This is a genomic window from Streptomyces sp. NPDC052910 (assembly GCF_055585605.1).
On sequence record NZ_JBVJJR010000005.1, the window covers coordinates 276,051 to 295,590 of the forward strand.

Below are 19,540 nucleotides of genomic sequence, written 5' to 3' on the forward strand. Positions count from 1 at the left end.
GCGTTCGCCGGGACACCCGAGGGTGAGAGGCTTGTCCACAATCCATCCGCCGTCCACAGGCTTCCTTGATCACCCGCTCGGCCGCGCCATTCCTCGTAGACTGCCCGAATGGCCGACCTCACCGAGACCACCGCGACCCGTGAGCCCGGAGCGTCGAGCGAGGCGCTGGGCGTCCTGCGCCGCGTCTTCGGTTACGACGCCTTCCGCGGAGCGCAGGAAGAGATCATCGAGCACGTCGTCGCGGGTGGCGACGCGCTCGTCCTGATGCCCACAGGCGGCGGCAAGTCGCTGTGCTACCAAATCCCCGCCCTGGTCAGACCGGGTGTCGGGGTGGTCGTCTCGCCGCTGATCGCCCTGATGCAGGACCAGGTGGACGCCCTCCGGGCGCTCGGCGTCCGCGCGGGCTTCCTGAACTCGACGCAGGACCTCGACGAGCGCCGCATGGTCGAGGCCGAGTTCCTGTCGGGCGAGCTGGACGTGCTCTACCTCGCCCCCGAGCGACTGCGGCTCGAGTCGACGATGAGCCTGCTGGACCGGGGCAAGGTCTCGGTCTTCGCCATCGACGAGGCACACTGTGTCGCCCAGTGGGGCCACGACTTCCGGCCCGACTACCTGGCCTTGTCCGCGCTGCACGAGCGCTGGCCCGACGTGCCGCGCATCGCGCTGACCGCGACCGCCACGGACGCCACCCGCCGGGAGATCGCCGCGCGGCTGCGGCTCGGTGACGCCCGTCACTTCGTGGCGAGCTTCGACCGGCCCAACATCCAGTACCGCATCGTGCAGAAGAACGAGCCGCGCCGCCAGCTCCTGGAGCTGATCCGCGGCGAGCACGCGGGTGACGCGGGCGTCGTCTACTGCCTGTCCCGCAAGAGCGTGGAGGACACGGCCGCGTTCCTGGTCCGGGAGGGCGTCGAGGCGCTGCCGTACCACGCGGGTCTGGACGCTCGCGTGCGCGCCGCCAACCAGGCGCGCTTCCTCCGCGAGGACGGCCTGGTGATGGTCGCCACCATCGCCTTCGGCATGGGCATCGACAAGCCGGACGTCCGCTTCGTGGCCCACCTGGACCTGCCGAAGTCCGTCGAGGGCTACTACCAGGAGACCGGCCGCGCCGGGCGCGACGGCCTGCCGTCCACGGCCTGGCTGGCGTACGGCCTGCAGGACGTGGTCCAGCAGCGGAAGATGATCGACGGTTCGGAGGGCGACGAGGCGCATCGCCGGCGACTGGCCGCCCACCTGGAGGCGATGCTCGCCCTCTGCGAGACGGTGGAGTGCCGCCGGGTCCGGCTGCTGGCCTACTTCGGCCAGCACGGTGAGCCGTGCGGCAACTGCGACACCTGCCTGACACCGCCCGTCACCTGGGACGGCACCGTCGCCGCGCAGAAGTTCCTCTCGGCGGTCTTCCGGCTGGCGCGCGAGCGCGGCCAGAAGTTCGGCGCCGGCCAGATCATCGACATCCTGCTCGGCAAGCGGACGGCCAAGGTCATCCAGTTCGACCACGACCAGCTCACGGTCTTCGGTATCGGCACGGAGCTCAGTGCCGTCGAATGGCGGGGCGTGGTACGGCAGTTGCTGGCCGAGGGGCTGCTCACGGTGGAGGGCGAGTACGGCACGCTCGTCCTCACCGACACCAGCGGGGACGTGCTGGGCGGCCGGCGCCAGGTGCTGTTGCGCCGGGAGCCGGAGCGGAAGACGGCCCGGACGAAGTCCGCGTCCGGCGGTGGCGGCCGGTCGGGGAGCCGTGCGGCGGTGGCCGAGCTGCCGGCGGCCGCGGTACCCGTCTTCGAGGAGCTCCGCGCCTGGCGCGCCGCCACGGCGAAGGAGCAGGGCGTCCCCGCCTACGTGATCTTCCACGACGCGACGCTGCGGGAGATCGCGACGGCCCTGCCGGACTCACTGGACGGCCTGGCCGCGGTGAACGGCGTGGGTGAGAACAAGCTGGTGAAGTACGGGGAGCACATCCTGGAGGTATTGAAGGGGCTGGGCGCGCCGGAGGAGACGGCGCCGGCCTCGACGGACTGACGCCCCGCCCCGCCGCCACACCGGCCCCCGCCCCCTGCCCCCGCCGGCCGCCGCCTCTGGAGAGGAGCCGCGTGACCCCGTACTCCCTGGCGTTCTACGTGGACGTCGTCACCACCGGAACCGTCCTCGGCCTGCGCCCGACCGACTCCCCCGAGCGCGTCACCGAGGTGCTCGGCCCGGACTTCGGTGACAACGTCTTCGGGGAGCACGCCATGTGCCGCGACTACGGCCTGGCCGAGTTCCACTGGACGCGCGAGGCCGGGCACCTGCCCTGGGAGGGGCACCACTTCACGCTCCAGGTGCACCGACTGGCCTACCGGGGAAAGACGTTCAAGAGCTCACCGCTGCGTGAGCGGTACGGGCGCTTCACCCCGCGGCTCCGTTTCGACAAGCTCCGCCGCCTGCTGGAACGGCGCGGAGTGCCGCTGGTGGAGATACCGGAGGACCCGGCCAACGCGCCCTACTACCGCTCGTTCCGGCAGCCGGACTCCGGGGTGGAGCTCTCCGTCGTCGGCCTGTGCGACGAGTACAGCACTCCGGACCGGCTGCGGGTCGGTGACGTGTACGCCGTCCGCGCCCCGCTGACCGCGGACGCGGTGGCCGCGCGCCGGGAACGGGTCCTCGCCCGGCGGGGTTGACGACCTCGGCCGGGCGGGCACCCCCGGTGAGGTGAGTCCCCGGTCAGATGAGCTCCCCCCGATGAGGGGTTTCCCGGCGGGGGAACCCGGGGGTACCGGCGGAGGGGGGTACCGGCGGGGCGGCCTCCCGACGAGTGGTTACCGGTGGGTGGTTACCGGCGGCGGGGGCTGCCAGCGGAGGGGTTTACCGGCGGGGTGGTTACCGGCGGGGTGGTCTCCCGGCGCCGACGAGGCGCCCTCTGGCGACGTGGCCCCCCGGCGACATTGACGCCCTCGATCTCAACGGGCGCCGCTCGCGCGGGACTTGGACGGAGGCGGGGCGGCAGGCGAGTGAGGCCCGGGGGCGACGGTCCGGTGGTCACCGGCCTTCGGCGGTGCCGGCCGCACGGGAGCCGTGGACGCCCGCGGCCGGTCCGGGCGGGGCGGCGCGGCGGGCTTCCCCGCCGGCCCGGCCGGCCGCGACGACGAGTGCGCGGGCCCGGCCGTGGACACGGTGGCGGGCGCGGACGACGGCGCGGACGGGGGTACGGGCGAGGGCGCGTGGGGAGGCGCGGACGACGGGCCGGCGCCCGCGCGGCCGCGGCCGCCGCCCGGTTCGACGACCTTCGCGAGGTGCGCGTACACCACCACGTTCCCCAGGTACGCGTGGCGCTCCTCGGAGAATCCGCCCCCGCACGTGATCACCCGCAACTCGGCCCGCCCCGACGCCCCGTAGACCTTCCGGGACGGGAAGTCCCCCCGGTCGTACACCTCGATGGCGTCGATGGTGAAGACGGCCGTCCGGCCGTCGGCGCGGACGATCTCGACGACGTCCTGCTTCTTCAGGGCGCCGAGGTTGTAGAAGACGGCCGGGCCGGTGGGGGTGTCCACGTGGCCGGCGACGACCGCGGTGCCGATGGTGCCGGGCGCGGTGCCGGCCTCGTACCAGCCGGCGAGGTTCTTCTCGTCCCGCGGCGGGCTGGCGAGGCTGCCGTCCGACTGGAGCCGGAGCCCGCGCAGCGGCGCGTCGACCTTGATCTGGGGGATGCGCACCCGGACGGGGGTGACCGGCGGCAGCGGCCGTATCAGCGGGTCCCGGAGGTGCGGGGCCAAGGCGCCCGCGCCGCCCGCGGGGAACGCCTCGGCCCGGGAGGGCTGCGGCGGCGGGGCGGCCGCTCGGGACCCGCTGTCTATCAGCCAGCAGCCGGAGAACAGGCCGGCCGCGACGAGCGCGACGGCGGTTGTCGGGCGGGCGGTCAGCCATGTGGCGACCGCGGTGCGCAGCGTGGGCCACAGGGGGCGCGCGGGGCGCGTCGTCCGGCTCATCGAGGTGTCACCGTCCTCCACCGACGGGTGTACGGCGGTCTTCCCCCCTGCTCGGCCGGCCCGTCCTGGGCCCCGGCCTTCCCGCCGGTCCCCGGCCGGCCCGCGGGGGACCGGGGCCGGAACCGGGGACCGGCGGGCGGAACGGGCGCTCAGGCCCGGTCGGTGCCCGCGCGGCGGCGCAGGAACCAGGTACCGCCCACCGCGGCGGCGCCCAGCACGGCCGCGCCCGCGATGATCTCGGCCGTGCCCGAGCCCTCGCTGGTGCCGCCGGCGCCGGTCTGCATGCCGCCCTTCGGCGGGGCGGCCGGCTTGCCGGGCTTGGTGGGGGCGGAGGACGGCGAGCCGGTGGTGACGACCAGGTCGCCGGTGGCTTCCTTGCCGTTCTTGCACTTCACGCCGATGCCGTAGGTGCCCGCTTTGGCCGCCTCCGGCACGTTGAACTGGCCGACCACCAGCTCCTTGTGGGTGCCCGGCTTGAGCTCGAACGCCGAGGGCCCGCCGACGGCGCTCGCGTCACCGGAGCCCATGCCGTGCTTGCCGCAGGCGAGTGTGCTCACCGTGACCGTCGCGCCCGGCGACGCCGTACCCGGTTCGATCTCCAGCTTGTCGAAGTCCCCGGCGAAGGCGGGGGCGCAGGGCAGCCCGGCGACGGCTATGGTCAGGACGGCTCCGGCCAGCACTCGTGCAGTACGCATGCTCGTTCCTCCGTGCGCGGACGCGGCACACCGATGTGCCGCAGCAGGTGGGAGGTTCCGCGCACTTCCGAGCGAAACGGTCCGTGGCCGGTGCCGCACGCCGCGCGACGACGAACGGGTGATCTCCGGTGGGCGCGGGCGCGTACCGACGGACGGGTGACGGGTGTCCGCCGGACGGGGCACGCCACCGGCGGGGTGTGCGTCCCCGCCCGGCGACCGGTGGTACGGGCGGCGGGGCGTCAGGAAGCGGAGGCTTCGCGCGGGGCGGCAGGAAGCGGAGGCTTCGCCGCCGTCAAGGCGCCATGTCGTCGGGGCAGCCCGTCCCGCGCGGGAACTTGTACGGCGCGCCGATGCGGTACGTACCGGGGTGCGGCGCGTGCAGCACCGTCCAGTCGTCCTCGGGGTCGTCCTCGCCCGGCGGCTGTTCCACCTTCTTCGTGAGGCAGCCGCGCTCGTTCACCGCCGGCGCTCCGCCCGGCCCGGCCTTCGGCGGCTCGACGGGCTTGCCGGACTCGTCCACCAGCCCCAGCCAGGGCGTGTAGGGGATCCGGATGAGGACCGGTCCGGCGGACGGCACGGTGAGGGAGAGCTCGTCGGAGTCCGCGCGCAGGACCTCCGCCGGGGGCGCGGCCAGCGGCGTCGGGTTCTTGACCGCGAAGAGCCGCCAGTTCGCGTCCGACCACACCTCGTCGAGGTAGGGCTGGCCCTTGCCGACGAGCTCGGCCTCCTTCACGGCGGCGTGGTCGGGCTCGCCGATCGGTAGGACGACGTAGTGCACGGCCCAGCGGTCGAGCCAGGTGCGGTAGCTCTGCGGGTCGAGCAGCCCCTCCTTGTAGAAGACGGGGTTCCGCTTCATGTCGGCCTGCCGGTTCCAGCCGCGCGCCAGGTTGACGTACGGGGCGAGGGCCGACGCCTCACGGTGGCTGCGGGCGGGGACGACCTCGACCCGGCCGCGGTCGGCGTCGAGCTTCTGCAGCCGGTCCACCAGCGGCGCCATCTCGCGCGCCCAGGAGGCGGCGGGGGTGGTGTTGATGATGTCGGCGGTGGAGTTCACCACCTGCCAGACGGTCACCGTGACCAGCGCGAGGACGGTCGCCGTCCACATCCGGCCCTTGCGCAGCCACTCGGCCCGCGGGGGCACCTCGGCCTCCTGCAGGGCGGCGAGCAGCACCACACCGCCGAAGATCATGCCGAGCCGGGCGATGTTGGTACCGATCTGGGAGGGGATCAGCCACACCAGTATCACGCCGAGGATGTACAACCCGGCCGTCATCCGGACCGTCCGCCAGGAGCGCGGGGCGAAGGCGAGCGCGAAGGCGCCCGAGAGCAGCGGCAGGACCGTCGAGGGGACGTCCATCGGCTGCTGCCCGGAGAACGGGAAGAGCCACGCCGACAAGCCCACCACCACGGCCGGCGCCAGACCCAGCGAGTAGGAGGCGGCACGGCGCCTGCTCAGCCACAGCGCGGCGGCCACTATGCCCACGAAAAGGCCCGCCACCGGGCTGGACGCCGTCGCCAGGCCCGCCATCAGGGCGGCGAGCAGCGCCCGCGACCAGCGGTACCGGCGCTCGACACGCCAGCGCGTCGGCCAGGCGAATATCACCGCCACCGCCGCCAGGCCGAACATGGAACCCAGCGCGAACGTCACCCGCCCGGAGATCGCGTTGCAGACCAGCGCGAAGGCGCCGTACAGCGACGGCCACAGCGGCCGCCGGACGGCCTTGCTGCGCACCAGCAGCAGCGCGATCAGCCCGGACGCGACCGTGCCCGCGATCATCATCGTGGGACGCACACCGAGCTGCGCCATCAGGTACGGCGAGATCACGCTGTACGAGACGGGGTGCATGCCGCCGTACCAGGCGAGGTTGTACGCGGAGGTCGGGTGCTGGAGCGCGAACTCGGCCCAGGCGTCCTGCGCCGCGAGGTCACCCCCACTGTTGGCGAACACGAACCGCCACACCACGTGCAGCACCGCCGCCACGAGCACGGTGACCGGCACGGTCCCGGTGAGCACCGCACGGGCCCGCGGCCACACCCCGGGGCGCGCCGAAGCGACGCCCGCTCCTGCCGGTGCGGCGCCTGCCCTGCCCTGCTCTTCGGTTTTCCCGGCCCGCGCCGGACCCACGGTGCTCACTGCGGCTCTCCCCGTCCTCCCCGAGGTCTTCCCCCATTCTCCACGCTCCCCCGACCCATCCGGTCCGGTGCAGCGCGGTGACCGCGTGACGCTAACACGGCTCCGCGGGAGTCGAAGGATCACCGGAACGGCCCCGGACCAGGCGCCCCCGGCCCTTCACCGTCGCACAAGGCGGAGTCGACGGCCTGGGAGCACGGCCACCGCGTCGCGCTCCTCACACTCATCCGGTCCCCGGCTCGCACCACCGACCAGTGCGCCGGGGACGAGCGGTAGCGGCCTCGACTACGTCTCACAGCAGGGCGCGGCCCCGGCAGCCCGCGAACCCGCCGGAATACGGTCGCCGAATCCCTCTCCGGCGATCCAGGCAATTCGCAACTGAAAAGTAGGTCCGGAGGTACTCCATGTACCGCAGCCGCAGGGGACCCCACCTCCCCTCCGGTCGATGGCACCGGCGGGCCAGCTTTGGCGGGGACGGAAGTTCCCGCGCCGCCTTCCCGGCAACGTTCGCATCGCCCGTCGCTCTCGCAATGGTCGCTGCGCGGAGTTCCGGGAGTCCGAACTCCGGATACGCCTGTGGCCCGGGGCGCGAGGTGCGCGGCCGGGCCACAGGCGTTCGGATGGCCGGTCAGCCGAGGCGTGTGATCTTGTCGGTGAACGACGGTTCGGCGAGTGCCTTCTGGAGGTTCACCGGGACCTTGATCACACCGGTGCCGCCGCCGACGGTGAGGGTGCCGACCCTGGTGCCGGCCTTGGCCGAGTGCGGGATGGTCTTGCCGTCGGTGCCCAGCTTCAGGTCGACCTTGAGGCCGGGCCAGCCGACCACGGTCAGGTCCTTGGCGGCGACGACCGGGGTCTTGTTGCCGAGGCCGTCATCGACCTGGCCGACGACCTGTCCCTTCTTCACGACGGTGGTCGTGGTCAGCGCCTTGCCGGTCGCCAGGATGAGCTTCTTGCTGTAGTCGGTGGCGGTGTCGATGATCGGGCTCTTGTGCTGCCCGAAGACCGCTCCGATGATCATCTGCGTGGAGTTGCCGACCTTCTTCTCCGCCGCGAAGAGGAGGTTGCCGCCGGCCTTGGACGTGGAACCGGTCTTGATGCCGACCACGCCGAAGAGGGGGACGAGCTTGTTGAAGTTGCGCTGCGTCTTCTGGGTCTCGACGGCGGTGCCCGTGCCGGACGCGGTGGTGGAGTGGTACTCCGTGGCCCGGGAGATCTCCCGGAAGAGGGGGTCCTGCATCGCCTTCTTGGCCAGCTTCACCTGGTCCTCGGCCGTGCTGACCGTGCTCTCCACGAGACCGCTCGCGTCGGTGTAGGTGGTGTCCTTCATGCCGAGCTGCTTGGCCGTGTCGTTCATCTTCTTGATGAACGCCTGCTCACTGCCCGCGTCCCAGCGGGCGAGCAGGCGCGCGACGTTGTTCGCGGACGGCAGCATGACCGCCTGAAGAGCCTCCTTCTCGGAGATCTTCTGGCCCTTGCGGGCCTCCACGACCGACTCGTGCTCCTTGGCGCCGTTGACGTAGTCGCTCTCGGTCTTCTGATCGACGTCGATCATCGGCCCGGCCTCGCCCTTCTTCAGGCGGTGGTCGCGCAGCACGATGTACGTGGTCATCACCTTGGCGACGCTGCCGATGGGCAGCGGCTTCATCTGACCGTAGGAACCGACGCGGCCCAGGCCGTCCACGTCCACGACCGCCTGGCCTTCCACGGGCCAGGGCATGGGCGGGGTGCTGCCCTCGAAACTGACGGACGACTTGCCGGTGGCCTTCAGCGCGGGGTCCGGCAGCGGGCGGAAGGTCTGGACTACGCAGAAGACGATGAGCAGGAGCACCACTATGGGCGTCCAGATCTTCACCCGGCGCATGACCGTCCGCACCGGCGTCTCCGGCGGGGGCGGGGTGTTGGTCAGTTGGGCCAGGAGGTCGAGTGGGGCCTGCTTTTCGCCGTCCGGGCCTACGGGCAGGGGTGTCTGGGCGGTGCGCTCGGGGCCGCCGGGGCCCGTGGGGCCGGTCGCCGGGCGGGCGGCGGGGGCGGGCGGGGTGACCTTGACCGGCACGGCCGGGCGGTCCGGCGTCGCGGGGCGGGCGGATGCGGCGGCCGCGGCGGCCGCCGCCGTGGAGGCGGCGGGGGCGCCGGGGGTGGCCTTCTTGCCGAGCGCGGGCGCGTCGTCGTCCGACTTCAGCGGGACGAACCGGCTGTTCCGCCCCTGGTCGGCGGCGGGCTCGGCCGCGGACGGCACGGCGGGGGCCTTGAGCAGGGCGGTCGGCTGGTCGGCGGGCGTGGAGCCGGAGGGCTCGCGTCCGCTGTCGTCGCCGTCACCCTTCGGCCCGGCGTTTCCGGCGGACGCCGCGGAATCCGGGCGGACGACGCCGAAGGCGGCGGTCGGGCGGTCCACGGGCCGGGCATCCGCGTCGTCGCGTCCGGCGCCGTTCTTCGGCCGCGCGGCTGCGTCACGGGCATCGCGGGCGTCGCGACCATCGCGGGCATCACGGGCGGGCTCGCCGGCCGGCGCGGGGGTCGGCATCGGGGCCGGTGCCTTGATGAGCTGCGTCGGCTGGTCGGTGGGGGACGTGTCGGAGGACGACGCGTCGGAGAGGGAGTCCTTTCCTTCACGGCCGTCCGCGGTGGACCGGGACGCGGCCCCGGAGTCGCTCCGGGACTCACCCTGTGAGTCGTCGTCCGAGTTCGCCATCCAGGCGGCGACGGCGGCCTTGAGACGGGCGTCGCCCGGCGGCACCCGGCCCGCACCGGCGGCGCCGGACTTTGCGACCGCATCGGCTTCCGCGTCCGTCTCGGGGGCCGCGTCGGAAGCGGAGTCGGTGGCTGCCTCGTCGTCGGAAGCGTCGGGCTTCGCGCCGTTCCCGGACGCGCGCCCACCGTTCACCGCCGGCCGCCCGGCCGCGGAGGCCGAGGAACCGCCGGAGACCGAAGAACTGCCGGAGGCCGAAGAACCGCCGGAGGCCGAAGCCGACGAAGCGCCGGACGGCGTGGCGGCACGCGTCTCCCCCGCGGCCCCGCCGGCGTCCCCGCTGTCGTCGCCGTCGGCGTTGCCGTCGCGATCGTCCTGCTCCGCGCGGGGACGGGTGCCGCCGGCCACGGCCACGGCCGCTCCGGACTCCTTGTGCACCCCGAGCCTCGGGTCGCGCTCACCGCCGGCCGCCTCCCCCGACGGCTTCCCCTGCTCAGACTTGTCGGGGGACTCGCCCGCCACCGATGCCTCCTCGTTCCCACGCCGTACGCCGGGGCGGAGCGCCTCGCGCTCCGCCGTTCCGGACATTCTCAACGTCTACCAGTGTGCTCTGCCCTCGGCGTGCCACCGCGCGACCGCTCGACAAGCGGCTTCCCCGGCTTCACCCATGTGCAAGACGAGACGACATACCTACCGGTTCCCGCCCGAAGCCACCACGCACTCTCGACAGACCAATGTGAGAGGGGTCACCCTGTCACTCATCCACGCGGGGAGGCATGGATGGGCAGGAGCCGCAGAACAATTCCGGAGGAGCTTCTGCTGCTCGCCTTGGACCCGGCCACCGGGACCACGGCGCAGCCGCAGTCGCTCGACCTCGGTCTCGCCGGAGCCCAGCTAGTGGAGCTGGCTCTGGCCGGACGGATAGCCCCAGACGGGGATCGTATCGCCGTGGTGATGCCACGGCCCACAGGAGATCCGACCCTGGACACCGCGCTCGAACTGCTGCGCCGCCGCGGCAGTCCGGTCCGCGCGGTCCACTGGATCGGCGGGCCCCGGCTGGGGCTGCGTCAGACGTACCTCACCCATCTGGAGCGGTGCGGCATGGTGCACGCCGTCGCCGGCCAGATGTGCGGGGTGCTGCCGACCACCCGGTACCAGGCGACGGACACGGCCATCAGCCGGGAGATCAGGGCCCGGCTGGACAGCGCGATCCGCACCGGCGTGCCGCCGGACCCGCGGACCGCGGCGCTCGCCGCCCTGGCCCACGCGGTCGGCCTGGGCAAGCACCTCTATCCGGGCAACGAGGGCCGCTCGTCGCGCTCCAGGCTCCGGGACCTCATCCGGCACGACCCGATGGGCGGGCTGGTGGCGCACGCCGTGATGGACGTCCAGAACGGCGTCGGGGCACAGCCGCGCCGGGCCGCGGCCGTCGCCGGCGGCGGGAACGGCGGCTCGGGCCGCCGGACGGCAGCCGTCCGCAGCGGCGTCGCACCTGCTGAAACCGTTCCTCAGCAAGCGGGGCACCGTGGCGGGGTCATGGCACGCGCGGCGGCCTCGTGACGCCTCGGCAGGGAGCACCGGACGGGCGACGCGCCGCGCTCCGATGACACCCGGCACGGTGAACGCGGGGCGTCGGTGAACGGCGGGTGTCAGTGAGCGGCAAACGTCGGTGAGCGGCAAACGTCGTGAGTGGCGGGTGTCAGAGCGGTGGACGTCGGTGACCGCCGGGTCCGGCCGTTGGCGGACACGTACGACCCGACGGACACGTACGGCCTGTCGGACACGTACGGCCCGACGGACACGTACGGCCCGACGGACGCGTACGACCCGACGGTCACCGTGCTCCTTGTCGCCGCACGCCGCCGTCACCCCACCCGTCGTCCGTGTCACCCGGGCCACGACCCACGTGCCACGTGCCACGCATCACCGCCGCTTCACCGGCCGCCGTCGCCACGACGACGGTGGCGGCAACGACGCCGCGCCGCCGCACCACCGGGCGGCGCGGCACCGGCGCGGCACCGGTGCGAGGCCGACGCGACACCGGCACGGCCGGAGCGGTCAACTCCGGTCACTTGTGCGCCGCTCCGGTGAGGTGACGGGCGCGGCGAGGGGCTGACCGCGCGGGCGCGGGGAACGCCGAAACGGAATCGCGCCTTACGGCGGGACCGGGCACCCCCGCGCACCCCGGGGCACAGTGGGCGCCCCGCCGGGCGCATCCGGCGGGGATGTCGCCGTCGTGACCACGGTCACCGCGAGCGGATCCTGTGTCCGCGTTTTCCAGCGCCGCCCCGGCCGGTGGTGGCAGGCTGCGTGAGCAGGAGACAGCAGCATGACGGAGCCGGAGGTGCGTCCCGTGGCGTCCAGTGTCAATCCCACCGTAAGGCGGCGCCGCTTGGGGCAGGAGCTGCGCAAGCTCCGTGAGCTCAAGGGGATGACGGCCGAGGAGGTCGCCGAACGGCTGCTGGTGTCGCAGTCGAAGATCAGCCGGCTCGAGAACGGCCGCCGCAGCATCAGCCAGCGCGACGTCCGCGATCTCTGCGGGGTGTACGGGGTCGAGGACCACCGCATCGTCGATTCGCTGATGCAGATGGCCAAGGAGTCGCGCCAGCAGGGGTGGTGGCACGCGTTCGGCGACATCCCCTACAGCGTCTACATCGGCCTCGAGACGGACGCGGCCTCACTGCGCATCTACGAGGCGTCCCTCGTGCCCGGGCTGCTCCAGACTCCCGGGTACGCCGGGGCCGTCACCGAGGGCTCCTGGCCGGAGGCCACCGCGGCGGAGGTCGAGCGCCGGGTGCAGGTGCGGATGCGGCGGCAGGAACGCATCAGCGACCCGGACAACCCGCTGCGCCTGTGGGCGGTCATCGACGAGGCGGCGCTGCGCCGGGTGGTCGGCAGCCGGGCCGTGATGTGCGAACAGCTCGAGCACCTGGTGGAGTTCAGCCTCCAGCCGCACATCACCGTGCAGGTGCTGCCGTACGACGTGGGCGCGCACCCCGGCATGTACGGCAAGTTCTGCATCCTGGAGTTCCACGACCCGCAGGACGCCAGCACGGTGTACCTGGAGGGGATCACCAGCGACCTCTACCTGGAGAAGCCGAACGACGTCCAGGCGTACAGCGTGATGTACGAACATTTGCGGATGCAGGCACTCAACGCCGAGCACTCACGGCAGTTCATGCTCCGCGTGGCCGAGGAGTACCGGTCCGTCGACGGCACCCGTCCCTGACCCCTGCCGCCGCCCTCCTGCGACGCGGAGGCGGAACGGTACACCTGCCGCGGGCTCCGGGGAAGAGGTGCCTGGAATATGCCATCCGGTCGGGTGAACAGCCAGCTCAGCATCTGATGTTGGCGCGTACCGTCGGTTCCACCTCGGGAAACCGGCGTTTCTGACCACAGGCAGCACTCACAGGCAACGGAGCAACACCATGGCCATTCAGCAGGGCAAGTCCACCTGGCGGAAGTCCTCCTACTCGCTGGCGCACGGCGACTGCGTGGAGGTCGCCTCCCCCCTCCCCCGCGCCATCGCCGTCCGCGACTCCAAGGACCCCAAGAGCCCGGTGCTCGGTTTCACCCCCGAGGCGTGGAGCGCTTTCACGTCGACCGTCGTGGATGGCGAGTGACGCTGCGAGACGACGCTACCGGCGCGCGGCGCGGCCACGCGTGACGGAGCCGCGCCCGACGCGGTGACGCACGGTGGAGCGACGCGCGCTGTGGCGGCGCGGCGCCGCGCGCCGGCCACCGGCCCGGCGTATCACGGCGGTTCGGACGTGTCCGGGCGCGATGGGGCACGATCGGGCGATCGGTGCCACCCGGGTGTCGTCAAGCGCAGCCACACGCCACCAGGAGCCGCCAGCAGCCATCAGACGGGGATCCGGGATCGGGCGGGATCGGCCGGAATCGATGCCATCGGGCGCGGCACGGTGACGCGTCTGCCGCGGCCTCGAAAGCCGCGGCTCAGCCCGGTGCACGTCACCGGCGGCAGGTCACCGGCGGCAGGTCACCGGTGGCAGTTCACCGGCGGCAGTTCGGCAGGCTGCCACTCGGGACGGCTGCTGACCGAGAGCTCCCGTCCCGGGAAGGTGCCCGGCTTCCGGGTACGTCCGCCTGCGGAAAGCCTGCCCGCGGGGATTTCCGGCGGTGGCCCCGCCGGGCCCACGCGGCAGACCCGCGGCAGGACATGCGCGGCGGGCAGCGCGCGGCGGGAGTGCCGACGGTGACCGCCCCGGCGACGGCGGCCCGGCTCGCCTCGGCGACTCCCAAGGGCCACACCCCTCCGAGCCCCTCGGGTGCCACGCCGACTGCCGACCGCTGTTCCCGGACGCCGCCGTCAGGCAGCGGCACGGTCCGGCCACCCGAGGGGTGGCACATGAACGGCCCCACCCGATGTTCCCGGGCGTCGCTGTCAGGACAGCGGCGCCCTCCACGACCGCCGGGAAGGAATGCCCACTTCGGCACTCCCCACCCATCGACCCGCAGCTCCGGTCGGCCGGTCGCTCCGGTCGGCCGGTCGCTCGGTGACGCCGGACGCCTCGGTGGCGCCGGGCAACTCCGTGACGCCGGGCGGTCGGGTGGTCGGTCGGGCGGCCCGGCGGGCGGACGGACGGACGAGGTGACGTCCGAAGCACGGACCGTGGCGTCAGTGTGCGGCGGTCGGCCGGACCGTCTTCATGATCTCGTCGATCCGCGCCTCGGACAACGCGTTCGGGACGCCCTGGTCCGCGTAGATCACCCAGCCGTGGAACGTGCCGTCCGGCAGCTTCTGCGCGATGCTCTTCACGATCGCGGTGGGCGGTACGCAGGCGCTCGGCCGGTGGGTGACCGTGACCTTGGCGGTCGCGGTGTAGCCCTCGATGCCGTTGCGCTTCCACGGCGTCGCCTGCCCGACCTCGATCTTCGGTTTGTGCGCGCCGACGCCGCCGTAGGCCATGACGCCCCAGTTCCCGGCCCAGTTACGGGCGTTGGTCCGGAGGTCGCCGTCCTTGCCGCCGCCGGTGGTGCCGACGGTGGCGAGCTGGCCCTTGCCGGCCTCGCCGAAGGTGTCGGGGTTGGGGTTCGACGAGCAGCCGCCCTCGTGGAAGTCGGATGTGCCGGACATGGCGACGATCGGCTTGCCCTTGTCGGTGTACGAGATCATCGTGTCACCGGGCAGGACCTTCCACTTGTCCTCCTTGCCGGGGACGTCGTAGGCGAAGCCGTGCCGCTCGTAGACCTGCGTCTGCCAGCCGGCGGGCGCCTTGTAGCCGCCGTCCGCCGGCTTGTCGGCGCCCGGTCCGCCCGGCGCGGACGCCGAGGCCGACGCCTGCGGGCCGGAGGGGTCCTTGGGTGCGGCGGACGCCCCCTTGGCGTCCTCCTTCTTGTCGTCGTCCCCGGTTCCGCCCTTCAGCGCGAACGCGATGCCGCCGCCGATGACAGCGAGGGCGACGACGCCGCCGACGATGGCGAGCACCTTCTTGTTGCCGCGCTGCGGCGACGGAGGCGTGGGCCCGGGCATCGGCGCCACCCCCGGCCCCGCGCCGTACGGACCGGGGGCACCGCCCCCGTACGGACCGGGGGCACCACCGGGCACCGGGCCGGGCGGCGGCGGTACGGAGCCGCGCCCCGGCGGGGGCGGCACGGAGCCGTGGCCCGGCGGCGGGGGCGGCGGTGGGACGGCCGGCTGACCGCCGACCATCGTCGGCTGGGCGTGGCCCGTCCCCTCCGGGCCCCAGGTCGGCGGCGGGCCTCCGAAGCCGCTGCCCTGCGGGGCGTGCGGGGGCTGCGGCTGCTGGGGCTGGTGGGGGTTCTGGGGTGAAGACATGCGGGACACCTTATGCGGGAGAGTGTTGCCGTCCGATCGAGTGTGTGCGACAGGTCGGCAACACGCGGGGTGCCCCTGCGGGGGGCTGTGCCCCGGTCCCTCCCCCAGAGGGGGCACCCTCACCCCTCCGCCCCCAACACCGGCAGCAGCCGCGGCAGATGCCCGTCAGAAGCCGCCGCAGCCCGCAGCCGCTCCTCCGACACCTCCCCGTAAAGCGTCGTGCGCGCCCGCGCCGGCCGCCCCGCCGCCTCCGCGATGGCGACGAGGTCGCGCACCGAGCGGTAGGAGCCGTAGGAGGAGCCCGCCATCCGCGAGATGGTTTCCTCCATCAGCGTGCCGCCCAGGTCGTTGGCGCCCGACCGCAGCATTTCGGCGGCCCCCTCGGCGCCCAGTTTCACCCAGCTCGTCTGGATGTTGGTGATGTGCGGGTGGAGCAGTACCCGGGCCATCGCCGTCACGGCCCGGTTGTCACGCATGGTCGGACCGGGACGGGCGATGCCGGCGAGGTAGACGGGAGCGTTGGTGTGGATGAAGGGCAGGGTCACGAACTCGGTGAACCCGCCCGTCTCCTTCTGGATCTCCACCAGCTTCCGGAAGTGCCCGAGCCAGTGCCGGGGCTGGTCCACGTGCCCGTACATCATCGTGGACGAGCTGCGGATACCGAGCGAGTGCGCGGTGCTGACGACCTCCACCCAGTCCTTGGTGGGCAGCTTGCCCTTGGTGAGCACCCAGCGGACCTCGTCGTCGAGGATCTCGGCGGCCGTGCCGGGGATGCTGTCGAGCCCGGCCTCCTTCGCCGCGGACAGCCAGTCACGGATCGAAAGGCCGGTCCGCGAGGCGCCGTTGACGACCTCCATGGGCGAGAAGGCGTGCACGTGCATCCCCGGCACCCGCTCCTTCACCGCCCGCGCGATGTCGAAGTAGGCACTGCCGGGCAGGTCGGGGTGGATGCCGCCCTGCATGCACACCTCGACGGCGCCGACCTCCCACGCCTGCTGGGCCCGGTCGGCGACCTGGTCCAGCGAGAGGGTGTAGGCGTCGGCGTCCGTACGGCGTTGCGCGAAGGCGCAGAAGCGGCAGCCGGTGTAGCAGACGTTGGTGAAGTTGATGTTGCGGGTGACGATGTAGGTGACGTCGTCGCCGACCGTCGCCCGCCGCAGGTCGTCGGCGATGCCGCAGAGGGCGTCCAGGGCCGGTCCGTCGGCGTGCAGGAGCGCGAGCGCCTCGGCGTCCGTCAGGCGCGTCGGGTCGTCGGCGGCCTGCCGCAGCGCGGCCCGGACGTCACCGTCCAGCCGCTCGGGGGCCATGCCGGGGGCGGCGGCTTCGCGGAGCGCCTCCCAGTCGCCGTAGACCTCGTCGAAGTCGGCCCGCCGGTCGCCGGTGCGGCCCTCGCTGTCGATGGTGCGGTGGAGGTCGGTGCGACCGGTGGGGACGAAGACCTCCTCCGGCTCCTGCCAGGGACGGCCTTCCACCACCGCGTCCTCGCGCGCCAGCCCGGTCTCCGGGTCGGCCAGCGCGCGGACGTGCGGGAGGATCCGCGGGTCCAGCCACGGTTCTCCCCGCTGGATGAACTCCGGGTAGACGGCGAGACGTTCCTTCAGCTCGAAGCCCTCGGCGGCGGACCGCGCGGCGAGCTCGTCGATCTGCGGCCAGGGCCGCTCGGGGTTGACGTGGTCCGGGGTGAGCGGCGAGACGCCGCCCCAGTCGTCGACGCCCGCCCGGATGAGCCGGCCGAACTCCTCGTCCACCAGGTTCGGCGGCGCCTGGAGGCAGGCGGACGGGCCCATGATGTGCCGGGCGACGGCGACCGTGGCGACCAGGTCGTCCAGCTCGGCGTCGGGCATGCCGCGCATCGCCGTGTCCGGCTTGGCGCGGAAGTTCTGCAGGATGAGCTCCTGGATGCCGTGGTACGCCCGGGAGACGCGGCGCAGCGCGAACAGCGACTCCGCGCGCTCCTCCACCGTCTCGCCGATCCCCAGCAGCAGCCCGCTGGTCAGCGGCACGGAGCTGCGGCCCGCGTCCTCCAGGTGCCGCAGCCGGACGGCGGGCTCCTTGTCGGGCGAGCCGTGGTGCGGGCCGCCGGGCTCGCTCCACAGTCGCTGCGACGTCGTCTCCAGCATCAGGCCCATCGACGGGGAGACGGGCTTGAGTCGCTGGAAGTCGGTCCAGGACATGACGCCCGGGTTGAGGTGGGGCAGCAGCCCGGTCTCCTCCAGGATCCGGATGGAGATCGCCCGGACGTAGGCGAGCGTGTCGTCGTAGCCGTGCGCGTCCAGCCACTCCCGCGCCTCGGGCCAGCGGTCCTCGGGCTTGTCGCCCAGGGTGATCAGGGCTTCCTTGCAGCCCATCGCCGCACCCCGGCGGGCGACGGCCAGCACCTCGTCCGGGGACATGAACATCCCCTCGCCGGCCCGGCGGAGCTTGCCGGGGACGGTGGCGAAGGTGCAGTAGTGGCAGCGGTCGCGGCAGAGGCGGGTGAGGGGGATGAAGACGCTCTTGGAGTAGGTGATGACCCCGGGCCGGCCCGCGGCCTCCAGCCCCGCGTCGCGGACGCGGGCGGCCGAGGCGCAGAGGTCCTCCAGGTCGTCCCCGCGCGCCTGGAGCAGCACGGCCGCCTCGGCGACGTCCAGCGCGACGCCGTCCCGGGCCCGTTTGAGCGCGCGTCGCATCGCGTTCGCGGTCGGCGGTGGCGAGACGGGCCGTTGTGCGCTCGAAGTCATCCCCCGAGCATACGAGGGCCAAGCAAGGACGCCAGGGGGCATTCCGCCAGGGGTGATGTGCCGATCCTCACGTCTGACGGGGCGTAAACGGAGGTATCCTCCGGTGGATTTGGGGCACTCGGTTCCGGGTACTGACGGAAGCCCCCGCGGCCCGGCGGGCCGCACCCCTACGGGCGGTCCCCGCCGCTCACAGGAACTCCGCGTGCGCGTCCAGCGCCCGCAGCACCTCGCCCTCGCCCGCCGCCGGCAGCCCGACCACGACCTCCTCGATGCCCTGCTCGGCGAGGTGCGCCAGCTTCCCCGCCGACGGGTGGACGGCGTACGGCACGACGGCCGGCTCCCCCGGCCGGCCGGCGTCGGCCCAGGCCTGCCGCAGCCGGGGCAGCGCCTCGCGCAGCCCACCGCCGCCGACGGGCAGCCAGCCGTCCGCGTACTCCGCGACGGCCGCGAACAGCGCCGGGCCGGCGGCCCCGCCGATCAGCGTCCGGGGCCCGACGAGCGGCCGCGCGCCGACCCGCTGCCGCGGGGGCGTCACCGGCTTGGGATACGCCCAACTGGCCCGGACGGACGCGAACTCGCCGTCGTACGCCGTGGGTTCCTCCTCCCACAGCGCCCGCATCAGCGCCATCCGGTCCCGGACCAACCGGCGCCGCGTCCGCCACTCGACACCGTGGTCGGCGGCCTCCTCGACGTTCCACCCGTAGCCGATGCCGAGGGTGAACCGGCCCCCGCTGAGGTGGTCCAGGGTGGCGGCCTGCTTGGCGAGGACGACCGGGTCGTGCTGGGCGACGAGGGCGACCCCCGTTCCCAGGGTGATCCGGTGCGTGACGGCGGCGGCCTGGGCCAGCGCGACGAACGGGTCGAACGCCCGGCCGTACTCGCGGGGCAGCGGGTCGCCCACGGGGGCGGGCGTCTTCCGCTCGACCGGGATGTGGGTGTGCTGGGGCAGGTAGAGCCCCGAGAAGCCGCGTTGTTCGAGCTCTCGGGCGAGCCGGACCGGGGTGATCGTCTCGTCCGTGAGGAAGACCGTGGTCGCGATCCGCATGCGGGGAAACCTCCGTCTGTCGCCTGTACCCACGGTAATCCCTGCGGGGCCGCCCGTGACCCATGTCGAACGGGCGACACACGACCGTCATCCGCCGTCCTCCGCACCGCCCGTTCCGCGAGGCGCGCCGGTGGCGTAGAACGGTGGGATCCGGTCCGCGAGGCCGCGGGGCGGGGGGCGGGGCCGGGCTGGACGGGGGCCGGGCGGCGGTAGGGGCCGGGCGGCGGTGGGGGCTGAGGGCCGGGACGGGGAGGGACGGCACGGCGCGCACGGCACGGCACGCACGCCACGGCACGCACGGCGCGCCCACCCCGCACGCCAGGGCACGCACGGCACGTACAGCGCACACGGCACAGCCCGTACGGAACAGCACGGCACGCACTGCACAGCATGCACGGCACGTACAGCACACACGGCACAGCCCGTACAGAACAGCACGCACGGCACGCACGGCACAGCACGGCACGAGACGACGGCGCCGGAGGTCCGGGTGGAGCG

Annotated in this window: 11 protein-coding genes and 1 pseudogene; 5 read left to right on the forward strand and 7 right to left on the reverse strand. The window is 73.4% G+C overall.

All coding sequences use genetic code 11. The features are described 5' to 3' along the window. Positions 1-108: 108 nt before the first annotated feature. A complete protein-coding gene (gene recQ, locus ACZ6X9_RS20375) occupies positions 109-2,019 on the forward strand; it encodes a DNA helicase RecQ (RefSeq protein WP_469779399.1) in 1,911 nt (636 codons plus the stop codon). A 71-nt stretch (positions 2,020-2,090) separates the two neighbouring features. Beyond that, the gene (locus ACZ6X9_RS20380; protein ID WP_469779400.1) at positions 2,091-2,657 is read left to right on the forward strand and encodes a hypothetical protein; all 567 of its coding nucleotides are present in this window, start codon (positions 2,091-2,093) and stop codon (positions 2,655-2,657) included. Positions 2,658-3,257: 600 nt separating this feature from the next. Here ACZ6X9_RS20380 and ACZ6X9_RS20385 read toward each other — a convergent pair. The 4 genes and pseudogenes from ACZ6X9_RS20385 to ACZ6X9_RS20400 form a co-directional block, all read right to left on the reverse strand. Beyond that, positions 3,258-3,962 (reverse strand): annotated as a pseudogene (locus tag ACZ6X9_RS20385) (class F sortase); the annotation flags it as partial. Between the two features lie 149 nt (positions 3,963-4,111). Next, positions 4,112-4,657, reverse strand: coding sequence for a hypothetical protein (locus ACZ6X9_RS20390; protein ID WP_469779401.1), 546 nt, complete (start codon positions 4,655-4,657; stop codon positions 4,112-4,114). Positions 4,658-4,949: 292 nt separating this feature from the next. After that, entirely contained in the window at positions 4,950-6,791 is a 1,842-nt protein-coding gene (locus ACZ6X9_RS20395) for an MFS transporter (RefSeq protein ID WP_469779402.1), read from the reverse strand. A gap of 625 nt (positions 6,792-7,416) precedes the next feature. Next, entirely contained in the window at positions 7,417-10,065 is a 2,649-nt protein-coding gene (locus ACZ6X9_RS20400; RefSeq protein ID WP_469779403.1) for a D-alanyl-D-alanine carboxypeptidase family protein, read from the reverse strand. 192 nt (positions 10,066-10,257) lie between these two features. Here ACZ6X9_RS20400 and ACZ6X9_RS20405 point away from each other — a divergent pair, with 192 nt between their 5' ends. The 3 genes from ACZ6X9_RS20405 (at position 10,258) to ACZ6X9_RS20415 (ending at position 13,100) form a co-directional block, all read left to right on the forward strand. After that, the gene (locus tag ACZ6X9_RS20405; protein ID WP_469779404.1) at positions 10,258-11,037 is read left to right on the forward strand and encodes a GOLPH3/VPS74 family protein; all 780 of its coding nucleotides are present in this window, start codon (positions 10,258-10,260) and stop codon (positions 11,035-11,037) included. A 793-nt stretch (positions 11,038-11,830) separates the two neighbouring features. Further along, on the forward strand, positions 11,831-12,706 hold the full coding sequence (locus ACZ6X9_RS20410) for a helix-turn-helix domain-containing protein (protein WP_469779631.1): 876 nt from the start codon (positions 11,831-11,833) through the stop codon (positions 12,704-12,706). Positions 12,707-12,905: 199 nt separating this feature from the next. Then, positions 12,906-13,100, forward strand: coding sequence for a DUF397 domain-containing protein (locus ACZ6X9_RS20415; protein WP_469779405.1), 195 nt, complete (start codon positions 12,906-12,908; stop codon positions 13,098-13,100). A gap of 1,016 nt (positions 13,101-14,116) precedes the next feature. Here the strand turns inward: ACZ6X9_RS20415 and ACZ6X9_RS20420 are convergent. From ACZ6X9_RS20420 to ACZ6X9_RS20430, 3 genes are all read right to left on the reverse strand, one after another. Further along, complete coding sequence (locus ACZ6X9_RS20420; RefSeq protein WP_469779406.1) at positions 14,117-15,277, reverse strand: DUF8017 domain-containing protein; 1,161 nt, start codon at positions 15,275-15,277, stop codon at positions 14,117-14,119. A gap of 119 nt (positions 15,278-15,396) precedes the next feature. Then, entirely contained in the window at positions 15,397-17,997 is a 2,601-nt protein-coding gene (locus ACZ6X9_RS20425; protein ID WP_469779407.1) for a bifunctional FO biosynthesis protein CofGH, read from the reverse strand. 187 nt (positions 17,998-18,184) lie between these two features. Then, positions 18,185-19,042: a TIGR03619 family F420-dependent LLM class oxidoreductase gene (locus tag ACZ6X9_RS20430; protein ID WP_469779408.1), complete on the reverse strand. Its 858-nt coding sequence runs from the start codon at positions 19,040-19,042 to the stop codon at positions 18,185-18,187. Positions 19,043-19,540 lie beyond the last annotated feature (498 nt).

What these genes read in the sequence shown, in the direction of transcription:
- ACZ6X9_RS20405 (WP_469779404.1), top strand. Translation starts at nt 10,258, where the DNA reads ATGGGCAGGAGCCGCAGAACAATTCCGGAGGAGCTTCTGCTGCTCGCC.
- ACZ6X9_RS20400 (WP_469779403.1), bottom strand. Translation starts at nt 10,065, where the DNA reads ATGTCCGGAACGGCGGAGCGCGAGGCGCTCCGCCCCGGCGTACGGCGT.
- ACZ6X9_RS20415 (WP_469779405.1), top strand. Translation starts at nt 12,906, where the DNA reads ATGGCCATTCAGCAGGGCAAGTCCACCTGGCGGAAGTCCTCCTACTCG.
- ACZ6X9_RS20430 (WP_469779408.1), bottom strand. Translation starts at nt 19,042, where the DNA reads ATGCGGATCGCGACCACGGTCTTCCTCACGGACGAGACGATCACCCCG.
- ACZ6X9_RS20390 (WP_469779401.1), bottom strand. Translation starts at nt 4,657, where the DNA reads ATGCGTACTGCACGAGTGCTGGCCGGAGCCGTCCTGACCATAGCCGTC.
- ACZ6X9_RS20425 (WP_469779407.1), bottom strand. Translation starts at nt 17,997, where the DNA reads ATGACTTCGAGCGCACAACGGCCCGTCTCGCCACCGCCGACCGCGAAC.
- recQ (WP_469779399.1), top strand. Translation starts at nt 109, where the DNA reads ATGGCCGACCTCACCGAGACCACCGCGACCCGTGAGCCCGGAGCGTCG.
- ACZ6X9_RS20420 (WP_469779406.1), bottom strand. Translation starts at nt 15,277, where the DNA reads ATGTCTTCACCCCAGAACCCCCACCAGCCCCAGCAGCCGCAGCCCCCG.